Below are 23,463 nucleotides of genomic sequence, written 5' to 3'. Positions count from 1 at the left end.
GCATGCCGGGGTTTTTTATTTACATGGACAGATTAGTCGTCCAGGAAGCTGCGCAGCACTTCAGAGCGGCTCGGATGGCGCAGCTTACGCAGCGCCTTCGCTTCGATCTGACGGATACGTTCGCGGGTAACGTCGAACTGTTTACCCACTTCTTCCAGCGTGTGGTCGGTGTTCATATCGATACCGAAACGCATACGCAGTACTTTCGCTTCACGCGCGGTCAGGCCAGCCAGCACGTCGTGCGTTGCGGAACGCAGGCTTTCCGAGGTGGCGGAATCCAACGGCAGCTCGAGGGTGGTGTCCTCGATGAAATCGCCCAGATGTGAATCTTCATCATCACCGATCGGCGTTTCCATGGAGATCGGCTCTTTGGCGATCTTCAGCACTTTGCGGATTTTGTCTTCCGGCATCAGCATGCGCTCAGCCAGCTCTTCCGGCGTCGGCTCGCGGCCCATTTCCTGCAGCATCTGGCGTGAAATACGGTTGAGCTTGTTGATGGTCTCAATCATATGCACCGGAATACGGATGGTGCGCGCCTGGTCGGCGATGGAGCGGGTAATTGCCTGACGGATCCACCAGGTGGCGTAGGTCGAGAACTTATAGCCGCGACGGTATTCGAACTTGTCTACCGCCTTCATCAGGCCGATGTTGCCTTCCTGAATCAGATCGAGGAACTGCAGACCGCGGTTGGTGTATTTCTTGGCGATAGAAATAACCAGACGCAGGTTGGCCTCAACCATCTCTTTCTTGGCGCGGCGGGCCTTGGCTTCGCCGATGGACATGCGACGGTTGATATCCTTGACCTGCTCGATGGTCAGACCGGTTTCTTCTTCGATCTGGCGCAGTTTCTGCAGGCTGCGCTGCACGTCTTCGGCGACGTCTTTCAGCTTTTCCGACCATGGCTTGGCCATCGCCAGCGCGGCTTCAAACCAGGAATCGCTGGTTTCGTTGCCGGCAAACAGCGTGACGAAGTTTTTCTTCGGCATTTTGCACTGCTCAACACACATCTTCATGATGATGCGTTCCTGGGTGCGTACGCGGTCCATCATGGTGCGCATGCTGTTGACCAGGAAGTCGAACTGCTTAGGCACCAGGCGGAACTGTTTGAAGACTTCAGACAGCTTCAGAATCTCTTCTGCAGACTTGGCATGGCTGCGGCCGTTGGCCTTGATCACCTGACGCGTCGCTTCGTACTGCTCGCGCAGTTCGGAGAACTTCTGACGGGCGACTTCCGGATCGATGCTGTTATCGTCTTCGGAATCGTCGTCGTCGTCATCATCGTCGTCGTCATCGTCCTGCTCTTCGGTCGACAGCTCAGAACCGATATGGGTGGCGGTCGGCGCAAGGTCCTCTTCCGCGTTCGGATCGACGAAGCCGGTGATCAGATCGGACAGGCGAGATTCGCCCGCTTCAACGCGATCGTACTGTTCGAGCAGATAGGTGATGGCCTCCGGGTATTCGGCCACCGAGCACTGTACCTGGTTAATACCGTCTTCGATGCGCTTGGCGATGTCGATTTCGCCTTCGCGCGTCAGCAGTTCAACGGTACCCATTTCACGCATGTACATACGTACCGGGTCAGTGGTGCGGCCAATCTCGGACTCAACGCTGGAGAGCACCTGAGCAGCCGCTTCTTCAGCATCCTCATCGGTGTTGTTTGAGTTTTCAGCAAGCAACAGGTCATCGGCGTCCGGCGCTTCTTCCATCACCTGGATGCCCATGTCGTTAATCATCTGGATGATGTCTTCGATCTGATCGGAGTCGACGATATCTTCCGGCAGATGGTCATTGACCTCAGCATAGGTCAGATAGCCTTGCTCCTTACCACGGGTGACAAGTAGCTTAAGCTGTGACTGCGGGTTTTGCTCCATAAGACGGTATCCACACTTCAGAGTATTTGGGTTGGTGTCGGTCGGCGAAACCGCCAACAATAGCATTTGGGGCGTTTTTGTTATTGCCGCGGCCCACTATGGCAGCATATTGCAGGGCTTTGCCCTCGCTTTTAGCGGCACTTAAGCCGTTTGGTATTCAGTTTTTCTTCGCTAACGCCAACTGTAATGACCACAGTTCCTGACGCTCTGCTGTATTCAGGCCGTGGGTTCTGTCACGGGCAATCAGCTCTTCCTGCCGCTGTTCCAGCACTGAGTCGTAAAGATTCGTTAGCGTGTCAATAAAATGTTGTTCAACCATATCCTCAACGATCATATGGTTCCATGTGGCCAGAGTTTCAAGCTGCTGGCTGAATTTGTTGTCGCGATACAGCTCCAGAAGCTGCCCGGTGGTCAATCCCGGCTGCGACAAGCAGGTTTGCACCAGTTCGACAAACAGCGGCAGGCCCGCCTGCTTGGTCTGCTCCAGCCCGTCCAGCGACGGCACTAGCGCGGCGAGCTGCGGATTTTGCACCAATAACCCTATCAGTATACGCATGGTTGTGCGTTTTAGCTGGGGCGCCTGATAAGTATTGGCGTTTTCAGCCTGTTTGGGCATCAATTTGTCGAGCTGGCTGTCATCCAGCAGCCCCAGCTTGTTGCCAAGCTGCTGGCGCAGATAAAGACGCAGCGTTTCGCCGGGCACCTGGCTAATCAGCGGCAGCGCCAGCGCGCTCAGCTTGGCGCGCCCGTCCGGGCTGCTCAGGTCAACCTGCGGCAGCAGGGTTTCGAACAGGAAAGTGGAAAGCGGCTGCGCCTGCTCCATCCGTTGTTCGAAAGCTGCCTTGCCCTCCTGACGCACCAGCGTATCCGGGTCTTCGCCGTCAGGTAAAAACATAAAGCGCAGCTGGCGCCCGTCATTCAGATAGGGCAGCGCGGTTTCCAGCGCGCGCCAGGCTGCCTCGCGGCCGGCCCGGTCGCCGTCATAGCAGCAGACCACGTTGTCGGTGGCGCGGAACATCAGCTGAATGTGTTCCGCCGTGGTCGAGGTGCCGAGCGAGGCGACGGCATAATCGATGCCGAACTGCGCCAGCGCCACCACGTCCATATAGCCTTCCACCACCAGCAAGCGCTGCAGCTGCTTGGGGTGGCTCTGCTGTGCTTCATACAGGCCGTATAACTGTCGGCCTTTATGGAATACTTCGGTTTCCGGCGAGTTCAGGTACTTCGGCATACCGTCGCCGAGTACGCGACCGCCGAAGGCAATCACCCGTCCGCGTTTATCACGGATAGGGAACATGACGCGTTCACGGAAACGGTCGTAAGAACGCCCTTGATCGTTAGTCACCAACATGCCGGCATCGTTCAATGCGGTGCGGCCGTCGCGCTCGCGACCAAAACGTTTTAATGCGTTATCCCAGCCGGCGGGGGCGAAACCGATGGCGAAATGGCGGATAACGTCGTCACTTAAGCCGCGCTGCTGCAGGTAATCACGCGCCTGCTTGCCATTCGGTTGATTCAGTGACTGTTGATAGAACGTGCTGAGCTGTTCCATCAGTTGATAAAGACTTTGCCGCTGATGACGTTCGATCTGGGTTGGCCCGGAGCCTGCCTCATAAGGCACTTCCAGCCCGTGCATGGTCGCCAGTTCCTCGATGGTTTCGACAAACTCAAGCCTGTCGTAATTCATCAGGAAGTCGACGGCGTTACCGTGCGCACCACAACCAAAACAGTGATAAAACTGTTTTTCGCCGTTAACGGTGAACGAAGGCGTTTTCTCGTGGTGGAATGGGCAGCACGCGTGATAGTTTTTGCCCTGCTTCTTCAGCTTCACCCGTGCGTCGATCAGATCGACGATGTCGGTGCGCGCCAGCAAGTCATTGATAAATACACGCGGGATTCGTCCAGCCATAAGCCTCGGTTCGTGCCTATAAACGAGAACAAGCCGCGCATTCCTTTCGGAAAGCACGGCCTTCGTATGCAACTACTCGGTCTGCGTGTTCTTGAGAAAGAAAAAATCACGCGGCGGGGTTACCCCCGAAGGATTAATACAGACGAGTGCGGCGTGCGTTTTCGCGAGCCAGTTTCTTCGCGTGACGTTTCACAGCGGAAGCTTTAGCGCGTTTGCGTTCGGTAGTTGGTTTTTCATAAAACTCACGACGACGAACTTCAGCTAAAACGCCTGCTTTTTCGCATGAACGCTTGAAACGACGCAGAGCAACGTCAAATGGCTCGTTTTCACGTACTTTAATTACCGGCATGTGCCTCTCACCTCAATAGAATTCGGTTTGCTGCTGGCCAAGCGCCAGCCTTTTCAAAATGGTGCGGAATTTTACTCCAATGGATGCTGCTTTGTAAAGCATCAACTCAAAGAGAAAGCCGTCCGCCGGCGGGCGCTATCCGAATCAAGCTGCGCAATTTTGCGTCGGCCGCTGATTATAGACTAATCAGAAAAAAATGCCCGCTTTTAATTGCCGACACATTTTTCGAGAGAATCAGCGACATAGCGTCACGGCGACGGCAAAGCGCCCACGGCTGGCAGAAAATCGCGGCGATTGTGCTAAACTAGCGGCCGCACGTGAATGATGGGAAAGGTAATGCGAGTACTGGGTATAGAAACGTCCTGCGATGAAACCGGAATCGCAGTGTATGACGATCGGGCCGGTTTATTAGCCAATCAATTGTACAGCCAGGTGAAGCTGCATGCCGATTACGGTGGCGTGGTGCCGGAGCTGGCGTCACGCGATCACGTGCGCAAAACCGTGCCGCTGATTCAGGCGGCGTTAAAGGAAGCGAACCTGAGCGCGGCGGATATTGATGGCGTCGCCTATACCGCCGGCCCCGGCCTGGTGGGCGCGCTGCTGGTCGGCGCCACCATCGGGCGTTCGCTGGCGTTCGCCTGGAACGTGCCGGCGGTGCCGGTGCATCATATGGAAGGCCACCTGCTGGCGCCGATGCTGGAAGACAACCCGCCGGCGTTCCCGTTTGTGGCGTTGCTGGTATCGGGCGGTCATACCCAGCTTATCAGCGTGACCGGCATCGGCGAATATACCCTGCTGGGCGAATCGATTGACGATGCGGCGGGTGAAGCGTTTGATAAAACCGCCAAACTGCTGGGGCTGGACTATCCCGGCGGGCCGATGCTGTCGAAAATGGCGCAGCAGGGGCAGGCGGGGCGCTTTACCTTCCCACGGCCGATGACCGATCGTCCGGGACTGGATTTCAGCTTCTCCGGCCTGAAAACCTTTGCCGCCAACACCATTCGCGGCAACGGCGACGATGCGCAAACCCGCGCCGATATCGCCCGCGCGTTTGAGGATGCGGTGGTGGATACGCTGGCGATTAAATGCAAACGCGCGCTGGAGCAAACCGGCTTTAAGCGTCTGGTGATGGCCGGCGGCGTCAGCGCTAACCGCACCCTGCGGGCGAAACTGGCCGAGATGATGCAAAAGCGCGGCGGCGAAGTGTTTTACGCTCGTCCGGAGTTTTGCACCGACAACGGCGCGATGATTGCCTATGCCGGCATGGTGCGGCTGAAAAACGGCGCCAATCCTGAACTGAGCGTATCGGTGCGGCCGCGCTGGCCGCTGGCGGAGCTGCCGGCGGTATAAGCCGCAGGGATGCGTCCCATAATGCCCCTCGTTACGCTAGGCCCGGGTATCTCGGGCCATCAACGACTTTGTTATCAACCTAAACAGGGGCCGGATAATCCGGCCCCTGTTTATTGTGAATCTTCCGGCTTGTCGGCGTCCGCCGCGTCATCGCCTTTTTTCTTGCGGAATTTCTTCCATATTTTCCCTTCCTGCCCGCGCCACAGGCGTTGGATATTGTCGTGATGACGCATCAGAATAAGGCACGAGAGCATCGCCACCGGGAAGGTAAACTGCGGTTTGAACCACCAGACATAGAAGGGCGCAATCAGCGCGCTGACGATCGCCCCCAGCGAGGAGTAGCCGCTGAGCAGCACGGTCAGCAGCCAGGTGCCGGTCATCAGCCCGGTCAGGTCCCAGCCGATGGGCGCAATGGCGCCGAAGGCGGTGGCGACGCCCTTGCCGCCGCGGAAATGGAAGAATACCGGATAGATATGACCCAGGCAGGCGGCAATCGCCGTCAGCCCCAGATAGAGCGGCGGCACGTTGAGTTTATACGCCAGCCATACCGGCAACATCCCTTTCAGAATGTCAAACACCAGCACCGCCGCCGCTGCAACGCGGCCGCCGATACGCAGGACGTTGGTCGCCCCGGGATTTCCTGAGCCATGCTCGCGCGGATCTGGCAGCCTGGCGATCCGGCAAACCAGGATCGCGCTGGAGATGGAGCCACACAGATACGCGAAGATAATCATGCCAAGCGCGGTAGCACTCATAACGCGGTTCCGTTTAATAATGGTCGTTTTAATCTCAACATCTATGGATAATACGCATATTCCGCTGGAAGTGGTATCCGGCAAGGCCAAAAACAGAGAATGACGTGATGGATATCGTATTTATTGAGGAACTTACCGTAATCGCCACCATTGGCGTTTATGATTGGGAACAAACGATTCGCCAGAAGCTGGTGTTCGATATCGAAATGGGCTGGGATAACCGCAAGGCCGCCGCCAGTGATGACGTCAACGACTGCCTGAGCTATGCCGATATCAGCGAAGCGGTGATCCAACACGTTGAATCCGGGCGTTTTGCGCTGGTGGAACGCGTGGCAGAGGAAATATCCGAAATATTACTCCAGCGCTTTAAATCCCCATGGGTCCGTATTAAGGTCAGCAAGCCGGGCGCGGTGGCGCAGGCCAGCCGGGTTGGCGTTGTGATTGAACGAGGCCAGCGCCCGGCGTGATAAATGTCATGCTGATGCAACGAAAGGCCGCTAACGTGGTCTGAAACGCAGAATTGTTTTAGCGGCAATGTCTTAAGCACTGCCGCTTTTTTATGTTTATAGCGGAAGAATTGTGGGGTAAGCGCGCACATGGCGGACATGCATTCACTGTTTGTGGCATTTGTTCTTGGGGTAGTAGAGGGATTAACGGAATTCCTGCCGGTGTCTTCAACCGGGCACATGATTATCGTGGGCGAGTGGCTGGGCTTTACCGGCGATAAGGCGAAAACCTTCGAGGTTATCATCCAGTTAGGTTCTATCCTGGCGGTGGTAGTGATGTTCTGGCGTCGTCTGTTCGGCCTGATCGGCATTCACTTCGGCGGCAAGCCGGTGGCGCATGAAGGGCATACGCCGGGCCACCTGAAGCTGACTCACATTCTGCTGGCAATGGCGCCGGCGGTAGTGCTGGGGCTGCTGTTCCATGAGGTGATCAAATCACTGTTCGAGCCGAAAAACGTGATGTATGCGTTAGTGGTCGGCGGTGTGCTGCTGCTGACGGCGGAGTGGCTGAAGCCGAAAAAACCGCGCGCGGTCGGGCTGGACGATATCACCCACCGTCAGGCGTTTATGATCGGCTGTTTCCAGTGTCTGGCTCTGTGGCCGGGTTTCTCGCGCTCCGGGGCGACCATCTCCGGCGGCATGCTGGTCGGCGTCAGCCGCTATGCGGCTTCCGAGTTCTCCTTTATCCTCGCCGTGCCGATGATGATCGGCGCCAGCGGTCTGGACCTGTACAAGAGCCTGCACTTCCTGACGCTAGCGGATCTGCCGATGTTTGCCGTCGGCTTTGTCACCGCCTTTGTGGTGGCGCTGGTAGCGATTAAAACCTTCCTGACGCTGATCAAACGTATTTCGTTTGTGCCGTTTGCCATTTACCGCTTTATCGTTGCGGCGGCGGTATACGTGGTGTTTATGTAAACCGCAGGTCGACAGTCGGTAATAAAAAACCCCGCACTGCGGGGTTTTTTTATGGCCGTTACGGCTGGGGCTGCGCCGCTTTCCAGGTTGCCAGCGCCTGCCGGCGGCGGCGCTGCACTTCCTCGCGAATCGCCGGGCCCTGCAGGCCGCTGGCCACCACTTCTTTGACCGATACGTCGTTGGCAACCCGATAGGCTTCCCGCAGGTAGTCACCCTGCGGGTACGGTTGCTCCTCAAAACCGGTGCGGCCGCGCGCATCGGCCTCGCTGGTCAGAATGATTTGCTCCAGCCGCTGCGGTTTACGCCAGACGTCGATGGCGTCAAACAGCTTGAGCAGCGTTTCCGGCCGCAGCTTATTTACCGTATGGATGAGATCGTGATATTCGGCCACCAATTTGGCCAGATCGCGCAGCGGGTTCGGCACTCTCAAGCGCTGACACATGGCCTCGACCAGACGCACGCCGGCCGGGCCGTGGCCGTGATGGTGCGGCCAGTATTCTTTGGGCGTCAGCCCCTTGCCGAGATCGTGACACAGTGCGGCAAAGCGCACGTCAATCTCCGGGCTGAGTCGTGCGGCGAGCGCCAGCGTCATCAGCGTATGGATGCCGGTGTCGATTTCCGGGTGCCACTTCTCCGGCGCGGGGACGCCGAACAGCGCGTCGATTTCCGGAAACAGCACGCCCAGCGCATGGCAGTCGCGCAGCACCTGGAAATAGACCTGCGGGCTGCGGCTTTGTAACGCTTTCTCCGTCTCTTTCCAGACGCGCTCGGCGGTCAGTGACGCCAGCTCGCCGCTGTCGGCCATCTGGCGCATCAGCGCGGCGGTTTCCGGCGCAATGGTGAAGCCGAGATGGGCAAAGCGGGCGGCAAAACGCGCGACGCGCAAGACGCGCAGCGGATCTTCGCCAAATGCCGCCGAAACGTGGCGCAGCACGCGGGCCTTCAGATCGTCAACGCCGTGATAAGGATCGACCAGTTCGCCGTCGGTGGTTTGTGCAATGGCGTTAATGGTCAGATCGCGGCGCAGCAGATCCTCTTCCAGCGTCACATCGGGGGCGGCATGGCAGATAAAGCCGGTATAGCCATGGCCGGATTTACGCTCGGTGCGCGCCAGCGCATATTCCTCATGGGTTTGCGGGTTGAGAAAGACCGGAAAATCTTTACCGACCTGCTGGTAGCCCTGCGCCAGCAACTGTTCCGGCGTTGCGCCGACCACCACCCAGTCGCGGTCGACCACCGGCAGTTCCAGTAGGCTGTCGCGCACCGCGCCGCCAACCAGGTAAATTTTCACTGTCGTACTCCTGCAGTTAACACATTCACTATCAGATTACATGAATTGAGCGCGTGCTGCCGCGCCAATAAAAAAGGTCGCCGTGGCGACCTTTCAGGCTGCGATGAGGCGTTAGTTCATCCAGCGATTGTTATTTTTACGCCGTGGCAGCAGATGTGGCAACAGCAGGCCGAGCAGCAGGCCGATGCCGGCTACGCCGCCGCCGTACATAAACCATTGCAGAATAATGGTGCGCTGCTTGTCGTCAAGCTGCAGATTTACCGCGTTCACCTTCTTCTGGGCCACCTGCAGCTGATTTTTCAGCGCCTGATTCTCTTCCTGCAGACCGCTGATGATGCTGTCGCTGGCGGCAACTTTCTGCTGCATGTCTGCCGTGCGCTGGTTCCAGCTATTATCAATATTGGTCAGCTTGTCCGTTAGGGTCTGCACCTGCTGCTCCAGTTCCGGCACGCGGGTGCGCAGGCTCGGCGTATTACTGAGCTGGTTAAGCGGGATCCATACGGTACGGCCCTTGGCATCACGGATTTGCCCGTATTTGGTGCTGTCATTCACACTGAGCAGCGTGACTTCATCGCCGGTATTCAGCGTGCCGACAATGCGGTATTGGTTGCCCGGGCCGCTGTGTACGTAGGTGTTCAGTTCATCGGAGATATAGCGTTTATCTTCGGCATGTGCGCCCCAAGTGATGCTGAGACTCAGCAGGGCGAGGAAAATTAGGCGTAATGTCTGCATTTTTTTCATCGTTTCTGTAGGGATTTATGGAACGATAGTAGAGATTCCAGTCCGTTGACGCAACGGGAAAACCGGAATGAGCCCGTCCTGAGTACTGCAAATTCCGCGGGTTGCGCATCGTTCTATAACATAACAGGTTTTTTCTGTACTCAACAGGGTTCAGAAGCGGGGAATCGCGGTAAGATAATTATTACCGCACGTCGCCGGACGGAGCAGGTTTAACGCCGCATCCGCCGCGAAGAGCGACGCGAATACCTAACTTATTGGTGTAAAAATCTTATGACCGTTGAAATTGAACTGAAATTTATTGCCACGCCGCAGGCGGTTGCCGCGCTGCCCGCGCAGATGGCGGCCTGGCCGCATCAACACAGCGCGCCGCAGCGGTTAACCAATATTTACTTTGAAACCGCCGATAATTTCCTGCGTCACCACGATATGGGGCTGCGCATTCGCGGCTTTGACGACCGGTATGAAATGACGCTGAAAACCGCAGGTTCGGTGGTCGGCGGTCTGCACCAGCGCCCGGAGTACAACGTCGCCATCGCTACGCCGGAGTTGGCATTGTCACAGCTGCCGGCGGATATTTGGCCGCAGGGCTGCGACGTCGAGGCGCTGCAGCAGCAGCTGCAACCGCTGTTCCGCACTGATTTTGTCCGTGAAAAGTGGGTGGTTACTTACAACCAAAGCCAGATTGAGGTAGGGCTGGATCAGGGTGAAGTGCGGGCGGGGGAGCTGACTGAAGCCATTTGCGAAATCGAGCTGGAGCTGCAACAGGGCAATACGCAGGACGTTTTGCTGCTGGCGGCCGAGCTGGCGCAACAGGGCGGGCTGCGTCAGGGCAGCCTGAGCAAGGCGGCGCGCGGCTATTACCTGGCACAGGGCGCAGCGGCGCGTGAGGTTCGTCCTTTGCCGGTATTGTACGCGCCGGCCAAGGCCAGCGTTGAGCAGGGCATGATCGCCGGTTTTGAACTGGCGCTCGACCATTGGCAATATCACGAAGAGCTGTGGCTGCGCGGTGACGCAGCGGCGCGGCAGGCGATTGTGGATGCGCTGGTGCTGATACGCCAGACGCTGGTGGTGTTCGGTGGTTTGGTGCCTCGCAAGGCCAGCGCCGGGTTGCGCAGCCGCCTGTCCGAGCTGGAGCCGCTGCTGGAGGCGCCGGAGGCCGAGGCGCAGACGCTGTGCTACAGCCCGGTTTACCTACAGTGTAAGTTGGCGCTCACATCGTGGCTGGTCAGCGGCGCGTGGCGCGCGTTTATTGATGCCAAGGCGCAGGCAAAGCTGGATGGTTCATTTAAACGCTTTTGCGACATTATGCTGGGGCGCAGCGCCGCCGATCTGAAAGAGGGCTTTAACCGTCCTCTGAGCGACGATGAGTATCAGGAGCAGCTGCCGCGCCTGAAACGGCAGCTGGCGGCCTTGACGCTGCTGTCCGGCGCTTATGCCGATGAGGTGTCCGAACCTTATCTGAACGGCTGGCGCGAGCTGCTGGCGTCGCTGTCCGCGCGCCGTCAGGGCTGGTACGAAAGCTGCCGCAAACAGGCTTTATCTCATGCGCCATTTTGGCTAAACGGCGCGGTTCGTTAATTATTCAGGCCTGTCGCCGGCGGGCCGTTATCAGGGGCATTCAGCATGTCGCCACTTTCAGTCACATTACAGGCGCAGGCACAGCAGGCTGTGCAGCGTTTTCAGGAAGTTAACGGTAGCGAATGGGTGTTTGACGAGCGGGAGCAACAGGCTCTGGCGTCGAGCGATTTCATCAGCGATACGCTGTTGAATCATCCGGAGTGGCTGACGACGCTGCGTCAGCAGCCTCCGGCGGCGGATGAATGCCAGCATTATGCGGCCTGGCTGCAGGACGTGCTGGACGAGGTGAGCGATGAAGCGGCGCTGATGCGCGAGCTGCGTCTGTTCCGGCGGGAAACGCTGGTGCGTATTGCCTGGGCGCAGGCGCTGAATCTTTGCAGTACTGAACAGACCCTGCAGCAGCTGAGCGCGCTGGCGGAAACGCTGATCGTCAGCGCGCGCGACTGGCTGTACCAAACCTGCTGTCGTGAATGGGGCACGCCGTGCAATGCCGACGGCGTTCCGCAGCCGCTGCTGGTGCTGGGCATGGGCAAGCTGGGCGGCGGCGAGCTGAATTTCTCCTCTGATATCGACCTGATTTTCGCCTATCCGGAAAACGGCCAGACCGTGGGCGGTCGCCGCCAGCTGGATAATGCCCAGTTTTTTACCCGCCTTGGGCAGCGGCTGATCAAGGCGCTGGATCAGCACACCATCGACGGTTTTGTCTATCGGGTGGATATGCGCCTACGCCCGTTCGGCGACAGCGGCCCGCTGGTAATGAGCTTTGCCGCGCTGGAGGATTACTATCAGGAACAGGGGCGCGACTGGGAACGCTACGCGATGGTCAAGGCGCGGCTGATGGGCGGTTTCGACGATCCTTACAGCGCGGAGTTGCGCGGTATGCTGCGGCCGTTTGTATTCCGCCGCTATATCGATTTCAGCGTGATTCAGTCGCTGCGCAATATGAAAAGCATGATTGCCCGTGAGGTGCGGCGGCGCGGGTTAAAAGACAACATCAAACTGGGTGCCGGCGGCATTCGCGAAATCGAGTTTATCACCCAGGTTTTCCAACTGATCCGCGGCGGGCGCGAGCCATCGCTGCAGGGACGCGCGCTGCTGCCGACGCTGCAGGCGATAGGGGAACTGGGGCTGCTGCCGGAAACGCAGGTCGCGGAGCTTGGCGCCGGCTATCTGTTCTTACGCCGGCTGGAAAATCTGCTGCAGGCCATCGCCGACCAGCAAACCCAGACGCTGCCGCAGGATGCGCTCGATCAGACGCGGCTGGCCTGGGGCATGGGGCTGGCCGACTGGCCGGCGCTGTTGACCCGACTGGACGCGCATATGCGGGCGGTAAGGGCGGTGTTTGACGACCTGATTGGCGATGACGGCCCGGATGCGGAGGACGATCCGCAGTGCCAGCACTTCGCCGGCCTGTGGCTGGATGCGCTGGATGAACAGGAGATCGCACCGCTGACGCCGCACCTTGGCGAAGAAGAGCGCCGCATGATGCTGCGCACCCTCGCCGATTTCCGTCAGGACGTCGATAAACGCACCATCGGCCCGCGCGGCCGCGAGGTGCTGGATCAACTGATGCCGCGCCTGTTGGCGGAAGTGTGCCCGCGCAGCGATGCGCCGACCGCGCTGGCGCGGCTGACCCAGTTGCTGCTGAGCATCGTGACCCGCACCACCTACCTCGAACTGCTGGTGGAGTATCAGGCGGCCCTGAGCCATCTGATTCGCCTGTGCGCCGCCTCGCCGATGGTGGCCAGCCAGCTGGCGCGTTATCCGCTGCTGCTGGACGAGCTGCTCGATACCAATACGCTGTATCAGCCGGTGGCGCCGGACGCCTACCGCAGCGAGCTGCGGCAGTATCTGCTGCGGGTGCCGGAAGAGGATGAAGAGCAGCGGCTGGAAGCGCTGCGCCAGTTTAAACAGGCGCAGCAGTTGCGTATCGCCGCCGGCGATATTGCCGGTGCGCTGCCGGTAATGAAAGTGAGCGATCACTTAACTTACCTGGCGGAGGCGATTATCGACGCGGTGGTGCAGCAGGCGTGGAACGATATGGTGGCGCGCTATGGCCAGCCGACGCATTTGCATGAGCGCGAAGGGCGCGGCTTTGCCGTGATCGGCTATGGCAAACTGGGCGGCTGGGAGCTGGGCTACAGTTCCGATCTCGATCTGGTGTTCCTGCTGGACTGCCCGCCGGAGGTGATGACCGACGGCGCGCGCAGCATCGACGGCCGCCAGTTTTATCTGCGGCTGGCGCAGCGGGTAATGCATCTGTTCAGCACCCGCACCTCGTCCGGCATTCTGTATGAGGTGGATGCGCGTCTGCGCCCTTCCGGCGCGGCCGGCATGCTGGTCAGCACCATCGACGCCTTCGCCGAGTACCAGCAGCATGAAGCATGGACCTGGGAGCATCAGGCGTTGGTGCGGGCGCGCATCGTGTACGGCGATACGGCGCTGCAGCAGCGTTTTGACGCCATTCGCCGCGATATTCTCTGTCAGCCGCGTGAGGCTGACACCCTGCGTCAGGAAGTGCGGGAAATGCGCGAGAAGATGCGCAGCCACCTCGCCAACAAGCGGCGCGAACTGTTTGATATCAAAACCGATGAAGGTGGCATCACCGATATCGAATTTATCGCGCAATATCTGGTCTTACGCTATGCCGCGAATGAAGCGCGCCTGACCCGTTGGTCAGACAACGTGCGGATTTTCGAGCTGATGGCGAATTACGACATCATGGCCGAAGACGAGGCCGCCGCGCTGACGCAGGCCTATGTCGCGATGCGCGATGAGATCCACCATCTGGCGCTGCAGGAACACTCCGGCAAAGTCAGCAGTGAGCAGTTCACCGCTGAGCGGGAGCAGGTGCGTGCCAGTTGGCACCGCTGGCTGGGCCAGCGGTAAAATTACCTTTATGCCGGTATTAGCGAGGTCTGTGATAATATCGGCGCCATTAAATTTATGACCTGTTTGGAGTTATCGGATGAAAGTTACGCTGCCTGATTTTCGCCGCGCCGGTGTGCTGGTGGTTGGCGATGTCATGTTGGATCGCTATTGGTATGGGCCGACCAGCCGTATTTCACCGGAAGCCCCGGTGCCGGTGGTCAAGGTAGATACGATTGAAGAGCGTCCCGGCGGTGCGGCTAACGTTGCGATGAACATCGCCTCGCTCGGCGCCAATTCGCGTCTGGTGGGCCTGACCGGCATCGATGATGCGGCGCGGGCGTTGAACGCCAAACTGGATGAAGTCAACGTGCGCTGTGATTTTGTCTCGGTGCCGACGCATCCGACCATCACTAAACTGCGCATCCTGTCGCGTAACCAGCAGCTGATTCGCCTGGATTTTGAAGAAGGCTTCTCCAATGTGGACCCGCAGCCGATGCTGGAGCGCATTCAGCAGGCGCTGCCGCAGATCGGCGCGCTGGTGCTGTCCGATTACGCCAAGGGCGCGCTCAGTCAGGTGCAGGGGATGATCCAACTGGCGCGGGCGGCCAAAGTGCCGGTGCTGATCGACCCGAAAGGTACGGATTTTGAGCGTTATCGCGGCGCTACGCTGCTGACGCCGAACCTGTCCGAATTTGAAGCGGTGGTGGGCCATTGCAGCAGCGAAGAGCAACTGGTCGAGCGCGGCATGCAGCTGGTGAAGGATTTTGAGCTGTCCGCGCTGCTGGTCACCCGTTCCGAGCACGGCATGACGCTGCTGCAGCCGGGGCGTGAACCGCTGCATCTGCCGACGCAGGCGCAGGAAGTGTTTGACGTCACCGGCGCCGGCGACACGGTGATCGGCGTGCTGGCGGCTGCGCTGGCCGCCGGCAATACGCTGGAAGAGTCCTGTTTCCTGGCGAACGCCGCCGCAGGCGTGGTGGTCGGCAAGCTGGGCACCTCGACCGTTGCGCCGATTGAACTGGAAAACGCCATCCGCGGCCGGGCCGACACCGGCTTTGGCGTGATGAACGAAGAACAGTTGAAAAAAGCGGTGGCGCAGGCGCGTCAGCGCGGTGAAAAAGTGGTGATGACCAACGGCATCTTCGACATTCTGCACGCCGGTCACGTCTCCTATCTGGCCAATGCACGCAAGCTGGGGGACCGCCTGATCGTCGCGGTAAACAGCGACGCCTCCACCAAACGTCTGAAAGGGGAAGCGCGGCCGGTTAATGCGCTGGAAAATCGCATGGTGGTGCTGGGTGCGCTGGAAGCGGTCGACTGGGTGGTGCCGTTTGAAGAAGATACGCCGCAGCGGCTGATTGCCGACGTCCTGCCGGATCTGCTGGTGAAGGGCGGCGACTACAAGCCTGAAGAGATTGCCGGCAGCAAGGAAGTGTGGGCGAACGGCGGTGAGGTGAAGGTGCTGAATTTCGAAGACGGCCTGTCGACCACCAATATCATTAAAGCGATCAAAGACGGACGCGGTTAATTCGCTGCGTAAGCGCGATCTCAGGCGCGCTGCGTATGCGCGCGCCGCTGAATACGGTGGTTGTCAGTGAGTGGACTGAAGCAGGAACTGGGGCTGGTGCAGGGCGTTGGGCTGCTGTCCACCTCGTTATTGGGTACCGGCGTGTTTGCGGTGCCGGCGCTGGCGGCGCAGCTGGCGCAGGGCGACAGCCTGTGGGCCTGGCCGCTGCTGATCGCGCTGGTGTTTCCCATTGCCATCACCTTTGCGGCATTAGGGCGACACTTTCCCAGCGCCGGCGGCGCGGCTCACTTTGTCGGCATGGCGTTCGGCCCCCGTATGGGCAAGGTTACCGCCTGGCTGTTTTTGTCGGTGATCCCGGTCGGCCTGCCGGCCGCTTTACAGATTGCCGCCGGTTTCTGGCAGTCGACGCTGGGTTGGAGCGCCGGTGGCCTGCTGCTGGTCGAGATCGCCACCCTGCTGCTTATCTGGTTGCTCGGCACGCGCAGCGCCGGTTCCAGCGCCAATATTCAGACGCTGATCGCCGTGCTGGTGGTGGCGCTGGTGGCCGCTATCTGGTGGAAAGGCGACATTGAACCGGCTGAGATCCCGTGGCCGGCGCTTGAGGACGTTGCGCCGGGCAATATGTTCCGTGCGCTGGCGGTGATGTTCTGGTGTTTTGTCGGGCTGGAGGCCTTTGCCCATCTGGCGACCGAGTTCCGTAACTCGGCGCGCGATTTCCCGCGCGCGCTGCTGCTTGGCATGTTGCTGGCCGGTCTGGTGTATTGGGGCGGCACCGTGGCGGTGCTGCATTTCCATGCCTATGGTGAACATCAGGCGGCTGCGGCTTCGCTGCCGGGCATTGTGGTACAGCTGTTCGGGCAGCATGCGCTGTGGGTCGCCTGTATTATCGGCTATCTGGCCTGTTTCGCCAGCGTGAATATTTACACCCAGAGTTTTGCCAGAATGGTGTGGTCGCAGGCGCAGAGCAAACCGCACAGCGCATTGGCCAGGTTGTCGTCCGCACAGACGCCGCTAAACGCCCTCACGCTGGTGGTGGGCAGCTGTCTGTTATTCACCTTGCTGATTTATATGCTGGGCCTGCCGCTGGATACGCTGCTGGTGTACGCCAACGGTATTTTTGTGCTGATCTATCTGTTGTGCATGCTGGCAGGGTGCCGGCTGTTGTCGGGCCGTTCGCGGCTGATGGCGCTGGTGGGGACGCTGCTGTGCGTGCTGCTGTTGGTGATTATTGGTTGGAAAAGCGTCTATGCGCTGGCGATGTTTGCGCTGATCTGGCTGTTGCTGCCGCGGCGGGCCAGAGTAAGAGCGAAACAATAAGGGGCTGAGCCAGGTCAGCCCGCTCGTGTTCAGGTAAGCGTGGCGGCGGATGATTGCCGCGCCGGGCTTATTCTTCTTCCTGTTTCGGCGCGCCGGCCTGCTTGCCTTCCAGATCGGCGATGCGCTGTTCCAGCAGCGCCAGCTTTTCGCGGGTGCGCAGCAGCACCTGGGTCTGCACGTCGAACTCTTCACGGTTCACCAGGTCCAGACGACCCAGTTGCGCCTGCAGAACCTGACGCACTTTTTTCTCTACGTCTTCCCCGAATTCGCGTACGCCTTTTGGCATGGATTCATGCACCTGACGTGCGATCTGTTCAATTTTTTTCGGGTCAATCATGGCGTATCCCTTTCAGAATGTAATGGCTGTTGTTTAGTGTAATGCGAGTTGCGCGCCGGATAAACCACTACCTGATCTTTACATTGCGTCACTTCACAGCGCTACTGCACATATCTTGAAAGGTGCGGGGGATAGCGTTATAGTCGTTCTGCTTATTCTCAGGGCGGGGTGAAAGTCCCCACCGGCGGTAAATCACCTGTTACGGTGAAAGCCCGCGAGCGCTCAGCCAGCCTGCAAGGCCGGTTAGAGGTCAGCAGATCCGGTGTAATTCCGGGGCCGACGGTTATAGTCCGGATGGGAGAGAGTAACGGTATCTGCCGGGCATGCGCCCGCTTGCGTTATTTTTGGCTATAGCAATAGTCACTCCTCAAGATCGCCCTGATTCTGGTAATCCATAAATTTAATGAGGTTTTTTACCATGAATCAGACGCTACTTTCAGATTTCGGCACGCCGGTAGAACGCGTTGAACGCGCGCTGGACGCACTGCGCAACGGGCACGGTGTGATGGTGCTTGATGATGAAAATCGTGAAAACGAAGGTGATATGATCTTCGCCGCAGAAACCATGACCGTTGAGCAAATGGCGCTGACCATTCGCCACGGCAGCGGCATTGTTTGCCTGTGTCTTACCGAAGAACGCCGTCAGCAGCTGGATCTGCCGATGATGGTGACCAACAACTCCAGCCAGTTCCAGACCGCGTTCACCGTAACGATTGAAGCGGCGCAGGGCGTGACCACCGGCGTTTCCGCCGCTGACCGCCTGACAACTATCCGCGCGGCGATTGCCGACAACGCCAAGCCGAGCGACCTGAACCGTCCGGGCCACGTGTTCCCGCTGCGTGCGCAGCCGGGTGGCGTATTGACCCGCCGCGGCCATACCGAAGCGACCATCGATATGGTAACGCTGGCCGGCTTCAAGCCTGCAGGCGTGCTGTGTGAACTGACCAATGATGACGGCAGCATGGCGCATGCGCCGGAAGTGATTGAGTTTGCCAAGCAGCATGAGATGGCAGTGCTGACGATTGAAGATCTGGTGGCTTACCGTCAGATGCAGGAAAAGCAGGCGAGCTGAAGCGCGCTTTAGCGTTACCGATGAAAAAAGGCTGAACTCTGTTCAGCCTTTTTTGTTGTCCGGCGGTTAACCCAGTCCGCCGCTTTGCAGCAGCGTCAGGCTAAAGCCCATTACCGCCATGCCGCACAGCACGCCATAGCTGGGGTTGTTGTGGGGGTCGATCTTTTTCGCCAGCGGCATCAGTTCGTCCACCGACAGCGCTACCATAATGCCGGCCACCGCCGCCATAATCGCGGCCATCATTACCGGCGAAATCAGCGGCCCCAGCAGCACAAAGGCCAGCAGCCCGCCGAGGATCTCCGCCAGGCCGGAAATCCCGGACCACAGCAGCGCCTTGGTTTTTGAACCGGTGGCGGCATAAACCGGCCCGGCGACCGCCAGCCCTTCGGGAATATTGTGAATGGCGACCGCCAGGGCGATGCCCATTCCCAGCTCCAGATCGGCGCTGGCGGTAACAAAGGTGGCGATGCCTTCCGGGAAGTTATGCAGGCTTATGCCCAGCGTCAGCAAAATGGCGGTGCGCTGCAGATTGTGCGGTTTGATGGGGTGCTGCATCAGATCCTGCGGATGCTGATGCGGCAGCATGCGATCGAGGGCAAAGTAGCCCAGCAGGCCCAGCATAAACATGCCGTAGCCGAGCATCGGCGACATACCCGCCGTATGCAGCGCGGCGGGCAGCATTTCCATCAGTGAAATCAGCAGCATAATGCCGGCGGCGAAGCCGAGGGCAAAGGCCAGCAGCCGGTTGGAGGGCTTCTGGCCGATAATGCCGAACAGCGCGCCCACAAAGGTGGCGCCACCGGCCAGCAGAGTCAGAATCAGCGGTACCGACATCAAGCGTCCTCTTTTGTATGCTAATGATAATTATTCATATTCTGATACTAACAGAGTAAAAGCATAAATCGAGCGGATTTACCTGATTGTTGGCATTGTTTTTAGCCGTTCAAATTTCTTGAATATCATCATCACGCTTATCCCGCTGTGTCTTGAAGATAAACGGCGTAAGGTGGTCATCAGTAATTTTGATGACTCCGGAAAAGGGGGAAATGATGACGATTTCTCGTATGCCGGCGCTGTTTCTCGGCCATGGCAGCCCGATGAACGTGCTGGAAGAAAACCGCTATACCGAAACCTGGCGCCGGCTGGGGGAAAGCCTGCCTCGGCCGCAGGCGATTGTGGCCGTCTCCGCCCACTGGTATACCCGTGGCACCGCAGTGACAGCGATGGAACAGCCGAAAACCATTCATGATTTTGGCGGCTTCCCGCAGGCGCTGTTTGATACGCAGTATTCGGCACCCGGTTCACCGGAATTGGCGGCTCGTCTGCAGCAGCTGTTGGCGCCGACGCCGGTACTGGCGGATCGTGAGACGTGGGGATTGGATCACGGCAGTTGGGGCGTGTTGATCAAAATGTATCCGCAGGCGGATATTCCGGTGGTGCAACTGAGCATCGACGGCACCCAGCCGGCGCAGTACCACTATGCGCTGGGGCGCAAGCTGGCAGCGCTGCGGGAGCAGGGGGTGATGATCGTCGCCAGCGGCAACGTGGTGCATAACCTGCGTATGGCGCGCTGGCAGGGGGACGGCAGCCCGTATCCGTGGGCCGAGTCGTTTAACCAGTATGTGCGCGACAACCTGCGCTATCAGGGTGAGGACCACCCGCTGGTGAATTTTATGCAGCATGAGGGCGCCGCGTTGTCGAACCCGACGCCGGAGCACTACCTGCCGTTGCTGTATGTACTGGGCGCCTGGGACGGCGAAGAGCCGATAAGCATACCGGTCGACGGCATCGAGATGGGCTCGCTCAGTATGCTGTCGGTACAGGTCGGATAAAGAAAAACGCCAGCATTAGGCTGGCGTTGGCGTGTTCAGAGCAGAGTCGCCGGTTTACGGCGTACGATTTAGCCCAAAATAATATGCGGGTAGAAGCGCGACAGGTCTTGGGTGATCAACTCGCGGTCTTCGCGCAGGCCAATGCCGCCGGCCTGATCGTTGATCAGCCAGCTGCCGATCAGCGTGTAGCTGCCCTCAAACTGCGGCAGCGGGTGGAACTGCTGCACGATCATGCCTTCTTCGCCGTAAGGGCCGTCGACGTTGGCCACTTCCTGACCGTTTTGTACGATGCGGATATTGGCCCCTTCGCGGGAGAACAGCGGCTTGACCACGTAGTGCTCCAGCGGCGGATGCTCATCTTCGGCAAAATAGGCCGGCAGCAGGTTGGGATGATTGGGGAACATTTCCCACAGCATCGGCAGCAGTGCCTTATTGGAAAGAATGCTCTTCCAGGCCGGCTCCAGCCAGCGCACGCCGGCGTCCTCCAGTTTGGTGGAGAACATCTCGCGCAGCATAAATTCCCACGGATACAGCTTGAACAGGTTGCCGATCACCTGGTTTTGCAGGTCGGTAAACTGGCCCTTTTCCCCCAGGCCGATCTCTTCCATAAACAGGAACTCGGTGGGGACGCCAGCCTCCTGCGCGCAATCCTGCAGATACTGCACCGTGCCGCGGTCTTCTTCACTGTCCTGGCAGCAGGCCATATGCAGCAGGCCGAAACCGTGGTGCGCTTTCAGCTCGGCAAAGCGTTCGATAAGCTTTTCCTGCAGGCTGTTGTACTGATCCGCCTGCGGGTCCAGTTTGCCGGCGTTGATCTGATCTTCCAGCCAGATCCATTGGAAGAACGCCGCTTCGTACAGCGAGGTCGGCGTATCGGCGTTGTTTTCCAGCAGCTTGGGCGGGTTCACGCCGTCATAGGCCAGATCGAGACGCGAATAGAGCGACGGCGCGCCGGTGCGCCAGGCGCTGCGCACAAATTCCCAGGTATGCTTCGGAATGCGGAATTTGGCCATCAGCGCATCGCTGGCGACCACTTTTTCCACCACCTGCAGGCACATCTGGTGCAGCTCTTCGGTGACGCTTTCAATTTCTTCAATCTGCGCCAGCGTAAACTGGTAGTAGGCATCCTCACGCCAGTAGGGCTCGCCGTACATGGTGTGAAAATTAAAGCCGAACTCCGCCGCCTTGGCCTGCCAGTCCAGACGCTCTTCAATGGCAATGCGTTTCATCGGTTAGCCACCCATGCTGCGGGAGGAGGTGCCGGATGCCGCGCTGCGCTGCATGCTGGTCTGTTTGGCGACGGTTTCGCCGAAGCCGCCGCGCGTAATGGTGTTGGTGACGGCCGGTTTCGGCGCCATGGCGGTTTTCGGCACCGTCATGGTGCGGCCGCCGGCGGTGGCCGGGCCGTAGCTCTTGCCGGTGGCGTCAACAAACTTACCGTTGGCCGGGCTGGCCGGGTTTTTCGAGGAGAAGAGAGGTTGCTGCGCGAAGCCGGAACCACCACCCATCAGGCGGCCCATCATATAACCCGCCATCAGCGGCATCCAGAAGCTGCCGCTGCTTTGCGATTCCGCCGCCATGCCGGCCTGGGCCGGCGCCTGCGTACACTGCGCTTCGCCGAATTCGGCCACGCAGTCTTCACGGCTGGCGTACTTCGGCGCAGTTTTTTCCGCTTCTTTCAGCGCGTTGTTGTAGGCGGTGGTGCACTGTTCGCTCATGGACGGATTGGCGCGCGAGCAGTCGTCGGCGTTTTGATACAGCGAGACGGTCTCATCGCTCTTTTCACAGCCGGCAAGCATAAATACGGCGCTGACGGCCAGCGCGACCGGCGCCATACGGTAGCTGCGCCAGGACTTGCGGAACGTCTCTTGGTTGATGTTTTTGGTCCGTTTCATCGTGGTAAATCCCATCTCGTGCGGGCTGTCTCGCCCTTTCCCAGTAGTGGCGTAAGAATAGGGGAAAGCTGGTCAAAATTAAAGCTGAAACGCCGGTTCAAAATGGTATTTACGCAGCTATACACAAAATTGCCGGCTTTGGCGAAGAACCGGGTGCAACGTGCAGAAATGCGCGTCGTTTGTGCCGGTTCGCTCGCGGAAAGTCCGACGCTCTTGTTCCATACTGAAAACTCGGCGGACGCCAAAAGTTGCGTCATTCGGAGGAGGGCAAGGTGAAAAAACTTATCAATCAGGTTGAATCGGTGCTGGAGGAGCAGTTGCTCGGGCTGGGCGAGGCGCATCCGGAGCTGTTGGTGCATCGCGATCCGCTGTTTGTCTGTCGCTCGGCCGGTCCGGCGGCGGGCAAAGTGGCGCTGTTATCCGGCGGCGGCAGCGGCCATGAGCCGATGCACTGTGGCTTTGTCGGCGCAGGGATGCTGGACGGCGCCTGTCCGGGGGAAATTTTTACCTCGCCGACGCCGGATAAAATGTTCGCCTGCGGGCTGGCGATCGACGGCGGCGCCGGCGTGCTGCTGCTGGTCAAGAACTACACCGGCGACGTGCTGAACTTTGAGACCGCCGCCGAACTGTTGCACGGCAGCGGCGTGGCGGTGGCGACGGTGCTGGTGGATGACGATGTGGCGGTAAAAGACAGCCTGTTCACCGCCGGACGCCGCGGCGTCGCCAATACCGTGCTGTTGGAAAAATTGCTCGGCGCGGCGGCGGCGCGCGGCGATTCGCTGGATGATCTGGTGACGCTGGGCCACCGTCTGAACAACCAGGGGCACTCCATCGGTATCGCGCTCGGTGCCTGCACCGTGCCGGCGGCCGGCAAACCGTCGTTTACGCTGGCGGATAACGAGATGGAGTTCGGCGTCGGCATTCACGGCGAGCCGGGCATTGCGCGGCGGCCTTTCAGCGGCCTCAATCAGGCGGTGGATGCGATGTTTCATACTTTGCTGGAGCACGGCCACTACCAGCGAACGATCCGCGTCTGGGATCGGGTGCAGGGCGAGTGGCGGGAAGAGCTGCAGACCAAGCGACCGCTGGCGCGCGGCGACCGGGTGATTGCGCTGGTGAATAACCTGGGGGCGACGCCGCTGTCGGAGCTGTACGGCGTCTACCATCGTCTGGCCGAGCGCTGTGCGGAAACCGGGCTGATTGTGGAGCGGAGTCTGGTCGGCGCCTACTGTACCTCGCTGGATATGCAGGGCGTCTCCATCACCCTGCTGAAGGTGGATGACGAGGCGCTGTCACTGTGGGATGCGCCGGTCAATACGCCGGCGCTGCGTTGGGGTTGCTAAGGA

20 protein-coding genes and 1 riboswitch are annotated in these 23,463 nt (G+C 59.2%); of the genes, 10 read left to right on the top strand and 10 right to left on the bottom strand.

Annotated features, from left to right (window positions below):
- Nucleotides 1-32: 32 nt before the first annotated feature.
- The 3 genes from rpoD to rpsU form a co-directional block, all read right to left on the bottom strand.
- Entirely contained in the window at nt 33-1,871 is a 1,839-nt protein-coding gene (rpoD, locus tag CLM71_RS20745) for an RNA polymerase sigma factor RpoD (protein WP_105232685.1), read from the bottom strand.
- Nucleotides 1,872-2,028: 157 nt separating this feature from the next.
- Nucleotides 2,029-3,780 carry a DNA primase gene (gene dnaG / locus CLM71_RS20740; RefSeq protein WP_105232684.1) on the bottom strand — a complete coding sequence of 584 codons (1,752 nt, stop codon included), beginning with the start codon at nt 3,778-3,780 and terminating at the stop codon, nt 2,029-2,031.
- Between the two features lie 133 nt (nt 3,781-3,913).
- The gene (gene rpsU, locus CLM71_RS20735; protein WP_001144069.1) at nt 3,914-4,129 is read right to left on the bottom strand and encodes a 30S ribosomal protein S21; all 216 of its coding nucleotides are present in this window, start codon (nt 4,127-4,129) and stop codon (nt 3,914-3,916) included.
- Nucleotides 4,130-4,465: 336 nt separating this feature from the next.
- On the opposite strand from rpsU, the gene tsaD reads away from it, so the two are divergent.
- Nucleotides 4,466-5,479, top strand: coding sequence for a tRNA (adenosine(37)-N6)-threonylcarbamoyltransferase complex transferase subunit TsaD (tsaD, locus tag CLM71_RS20730; RefSeq protein WP_105232683.1), 1,014 nt, complete (start codon nt 4,466-4,468; stop codon nt 5,477-5,479).
- 110 nt (nt 5,480-5,589) lie between these two features.
- Here the strand turns inward: tsaD and plsY are convergent, their stop codons facing one another.
- Nucleotides 5,590-6,234 carry a glycerol-3-phosphate 1-O-acyltransferase PlsY gene (gene plsY / locus CLM71_RS20725; RefSeq protein ID WP_145961088.1) on the bottom strand — a complete coding sequence of 215 codons (645 nt, stop codon included), beginning with the start codon at nt 6,232-6,234 and terminating at the stop codon, nt 5,590-5,592.
- Between the two features lie 107 nt (nt 6,235-6,341).
- Here plsY and folB point away from each other — a divergent pair, with 107 nt between their 5' ends.
- On the top strand, nt 6,342-6,701 hold the full coding sequence (folB, locus tag CLM71_RS20720; protein WP_105232681.1) for a bifunctional dihydroneopterin aldolase/7,8-dihydroneopterin epimerase: 360 nt from the start codon (nt 6,342-6,344) through the stop codon (nt 6,699-6,701).
- A 129-nt stretch (nt 6,702-6,830) separates the two neighbouring features.
- Nucleotides 6,831-7,655 (top strand): undecaprenyl-diphosphate phosphatase, encoded by an 825-nt coding sequence (gene bacA / locus CLM71_RS20715; protein ID WP_105232680.1) that lies wholly within the window; start codon nt 6,831-6,833, stop codon nt 7,653-7,655.
- Between the two features lie 58 nt (nt 7,656-7,713).
- Here bacA and CLM71_RS20710 read toward each other — a convergent pair whose 3' ends face one another.
- Nucleotides 7,714-8,946: a multifunctional CCA addition/repair protein gene (locus CLM71_RS20710; protein WP_105232679.1), complete on the bottom strand. Its 1,233-nt coding sequence runs from the start codon at nt 8,944-8,946 to the stop codon at nt 7,714-7,716.
- Between the two features lie 111 nt (nt 8,947-9,057).
- Entirely contained in the window at nt 9,058-9,678 is a 621-nt protein-coding gene (locus CLM71_RS20705) for a TIGR04211 family SH3 domain-containing protein (protein ID WP_105233531.1), read from the bottom strand.
- A 279-nt stretch (nt 9,679-9,957) separates the two neighbouring features.
- On the opposite strand from CLM71_RS20705, the gene CLM71_RS20700 reads away from it, so the two are divergent.
- The 4 genes from CLM71_RS20700 (at nt 9,958) to yjeH (ending at nt 16,981) form a co-directional block, all read left to right on the top strand.
- Complete coding sequence (locus CLM71_RS20700) at nt 9,958-11,265, top strand: inorganic triphosphatase (protein WP_105232678.1); 1,308 nt, start codon at nt 9,958-9,960, stop codon at nt 11,263-11,265.
- Nucleotides 11,266-11,310: 45 nt separating this feature from the next.
- Nucleotides 11,311-14,154, top strand: coding sequence for a bifunctional [glutamate--ammonia ligase]-adenylyl-L-tyrosine phosphorylase/[glutamate--ammonia-ligase] adenylyltransferase (gene glnE / locus CLM71_RS20695; RefSeq protein ID WP_105232677.1), 2,844 nt, complete (start codon nt 11,311-11,313; stop codon nt 14,152-14,154).
- Nucleotides 14,155-14,233: 79 nt separating this feature from the next.
- Nucleotides 14,234-15,664: a bifunctional D-glycero-beta-D-manno-heptose-7-phosphate kinase/D-glycero-beta-D-manno-heptose 1-phosphate adenylyltransferase HldE gene (hldE, locus tag CLM71_RS20690; protein ID WP_105232676.1), complete on the top strand. Its 1,431-nt coding sequence runs from the start codon at nt 14,234-14,236 to the stop codon at nt 15,662-15,664.
- 66 nt (nt 15,665-15,730) lie between these two features.
- Nucleotides 15,731-16,981, top strand: coding sequence for an L-methionine/branched-chain amino acid transporter (yjeH, locus tag CLM71_RS20685; protein ID WP_105233529.1), 1,251 nt, complete (start codon nt 15,731-15,733; stop codon nt 16,979-16,981).
- Nucleotides 16,982-17,048: 67 nt separating this feature from the next.
- On the opposite strand, the gene ubiK is transcribed toward yjeH, so the two are convergent.
- Nucleotides 17,049-17,318: a ubiquinone biosynthesis accessory factor UbiK gene (ubiK, locus tag CLM71_RS20680; protein ID WP_105232675.1), complete on the bottom strand. Its 270-nt coding sequence runs from the start codon at nt 17,316-17,318 to the stop codon at nt 17,049-17,051.
- Between the two features lie 150 nt (nt 17,319-17,468).
- Nucleotides 17,469-17,628: riboswitch (FMN riboswitch) on the top strand.
- A 108-nt stretch (nt 17,629-17,736) separates the two neighbouring features.
- Between ubiK and ribB the strand changes: the two genes are divergently transcribed.
- The gene (ribB, locus tag CLM71_RS20675) at nt 17,737-18,390 is read left to right on the top strand and encodes a 3,4-dihydroxy-2-butanone-4-phosphate synthase (RefSeq protein WP_105232674.1); all 654 of its coding nucleotides are present in this window, start codon (nt 17,737-17,739) and stop codon (nt 18,388-18,390) included.
- 66 nt (nt 18,391-18,456) lie between these two features.
- Here ribB and zupT read toward each other — a convergent pair whose 3' ends face one another.
- Nucleotides 18,457-19,224: a zinc transporter ZupT gene (gene zupT, locus CLM71_RS20670; protein WP_105232673.1), complete on the bottom strand. Its 768-nt coding sequence runs from the start codon at nt 19,222-19,224 to the stop codon at nt 18,457-18,459.
- 215 nt (nt 19,225-19,439) lie between these two features.
- Between zupT and ygiD the strand changes: the two genes are divergently transcribed.
- The gene (gene ygiD / locus CLM71_RS20665) at nt 19,440-20,222 is read left to right on the top strand and encodes a 4,5-DOPA dioxygenase extradiol (RefSeq protein WP_105233527.1); all 783 of its coding nucleotides are present in this window, start codon (nt 19,440-19,442) and stop codon (nt 20,220-20,222) included.
- A gap of 68 nt (nt 20,223-20,290) precedes the next feature.
- Here the strand turns inward: ygiD and CLM71_RS20660 are convergent, their stop codons facing one another.
- Nucleotides 20,291-21,451: a glutathionylspermidine synthase family protein gene (locus CLM71_RS20660; protein WP_105232672.1), complete on the bottom strand. Its 1,161-nt coding sequence runs from the start codon at nt 21,449-21,451 to the stop codon at nt 20,291-20,293.
- 3 nt (nt 21,452-21,454) lie between these two features.
- Complete coding sequence (locus CLM71_RS20655; protein ID WP_105232671.1) at nt 21,455-22,117, bottom strand: DUF1190 family protein; 663 nt, start codon at nt 22,115-22,117, stop codon at nt 21,455-21,457.
- A 272-nt stretch (nt 22,118-22,389) separates the two neighbouring features.
- Between CLM71_RS20655 and dhaK the strand changes: the two genes are divergently transcribed.
- Nucleotides 22,390-23,460 carry a dihydroxyacetone kinase subunit DhaK gene (gene dhaK / locus CLM71_RS20650; protein WP_105232670.1) on the top strand — a complete coding sequence of 357 codons (1,071 nt, stop codon included), beginning with the start codon at nt 22,390-22,392 and terminating at the stop codon, nt 23,458-23,460.
- Nucleotides 23,461-23,463: the final 3 nt, after the last annotated feature.

Source organism: Serratia sp. MYb239 (assembly GCF_002966855.1).
Taxonomy (GTDB): domain Bacteria; phylum Pseudomonadota; class Gammaproteobacteria; order Enterobacterales; family Enterobacteriaceae; genus Serratia_B; species Serratia_B rhizosphaerae.
The sequence above is the reverse complement of the archived record's forward strand: the minus strand, read 5'-3'. Positions and strand labels throughout refer to the sequence as shown.

What these genes read in the sequence shown, in the direction of transcription:
- rpoD (WP_105232685.1), bottom strand. Translation starts at nt 1,871, where the DNA reads ATGGAGCAAAACCCGCAGTCACAGCTTAAGCTACTTGTCACCCGTGGT.
- dnaG (WP_105232684.1), bottom strand. Translation starts at nt 3,780, where the DNA reads ATGGCTGGACGAATCCCGCGTGTATTTATCAATGACTTGCTGGCGCGC.
- rpsU (WP_001144069.1), bottom strand. Translation starts at nt 4,129, where the DNA reads ATGCCGGTAATTAAAGTACGTGAAAACGAGCCATTTGACGTTGCTCTG.
- tsaD (WP_105232683.1), top strand. Translation starts at nt 4,466, where the DNA reads ATGCGAGTACTGGGTATAGAAACGTCCTGCGATGAAACCGGAATCGCA.
- plsY (WP_145961088.1), bottom strand. Translation starts at nt 6,234, where the DNA reads ATGAGTGCTACCGCGCTTGGCATGATTATCTTCGCGTATCTGTGTGGC.
- folB (WP_105232681.1), top strand. Translation starts at nt 6,342, where the DNA reads ATGGATATCGTATTTATTGAGGAACTTACCGTAATCGCCACCATTGGC.
- bacA (WP_105232680.1), top strand. Translation starts at nt 6,831, where the DNA reads ATGGCGGACATGCATTCACTGTTTGTGGCATTTGTTCTTGGGGTAGTA.
- CLM71_RS20705 (WP_105233531.1), bottom strand. Translation starts at nt 9,678, where the DNA reads ATGCAGACATTACGCCTAATTTTCCTCGCCCTGCTGAGTCTCAGCATC.
- CLM71_RS20700 (WP_105232678.1), top strand. Translation starts at nt 9,958, where the DNA reads ATGACCGTTGAAATTGAACTGAAATTTATTGCCACGCCGCAGGCGGTT.
- glnE (WP_105232677.1), top strand. Translation starts at nt 11,311, where the DNA reads ATGTCGCCACTTTCAGTCACATTACAGGCGCAGGCACAGCAGGCTGTG.
- hldE (WP_105232676.1), top strand. Translation starts at nt 14,234, where the DNA reads ATGAAAGTTACGCTGCCTGATTTTCGCCGCGCCGGTGTGCTGGTGGTT.
- ubiK (WP_105232675.1), bottom strand. Translation starts at nt 17,318, where the DNA reads ATGATTGACCCGAAAAAAATTGAACAGATCGCACGTCAGGTGCATGAA.
- ribB (WP_105232674.1), top strand. Translation starts at nt 17,737, where the DNA reads ATGAATCAGACGCTACTTTCAGATTTCGGCACGCCGGTAGAACGCGTT.
- zupT (WP_105232673.1), bottom strand. Translation starts at nt 19,224, where the DNA reads ATGTCGGTACCGCTGATTCTGACTCTGCTGGCCGGTGGCGCCACCTTT.
- ygiD (WP_105233527.1), top strand. Translation starts at nt 19,440, where the DNA reads ATGACGATTTCTCGTATGCCGGCGCTGTTTCTCGGCCATGGCAGCCCG.
- CLM71_RS20660 (WP_105232672.1), bottom strand. Translation starts at nt 21,451, where the DNA reads ATGAAACGCATTGCCATTGAAGAGCGTCTGGACTGGCAGGCCAAGGCG.
- CLM71_RS20655 (WP_105232671.1), bottom strand. Translation starts at nt 22,117, where the DNA reads ATGAAACGGACCAAAAACATCAACCAAGAGACGTTCCGCAAGTCCTGG.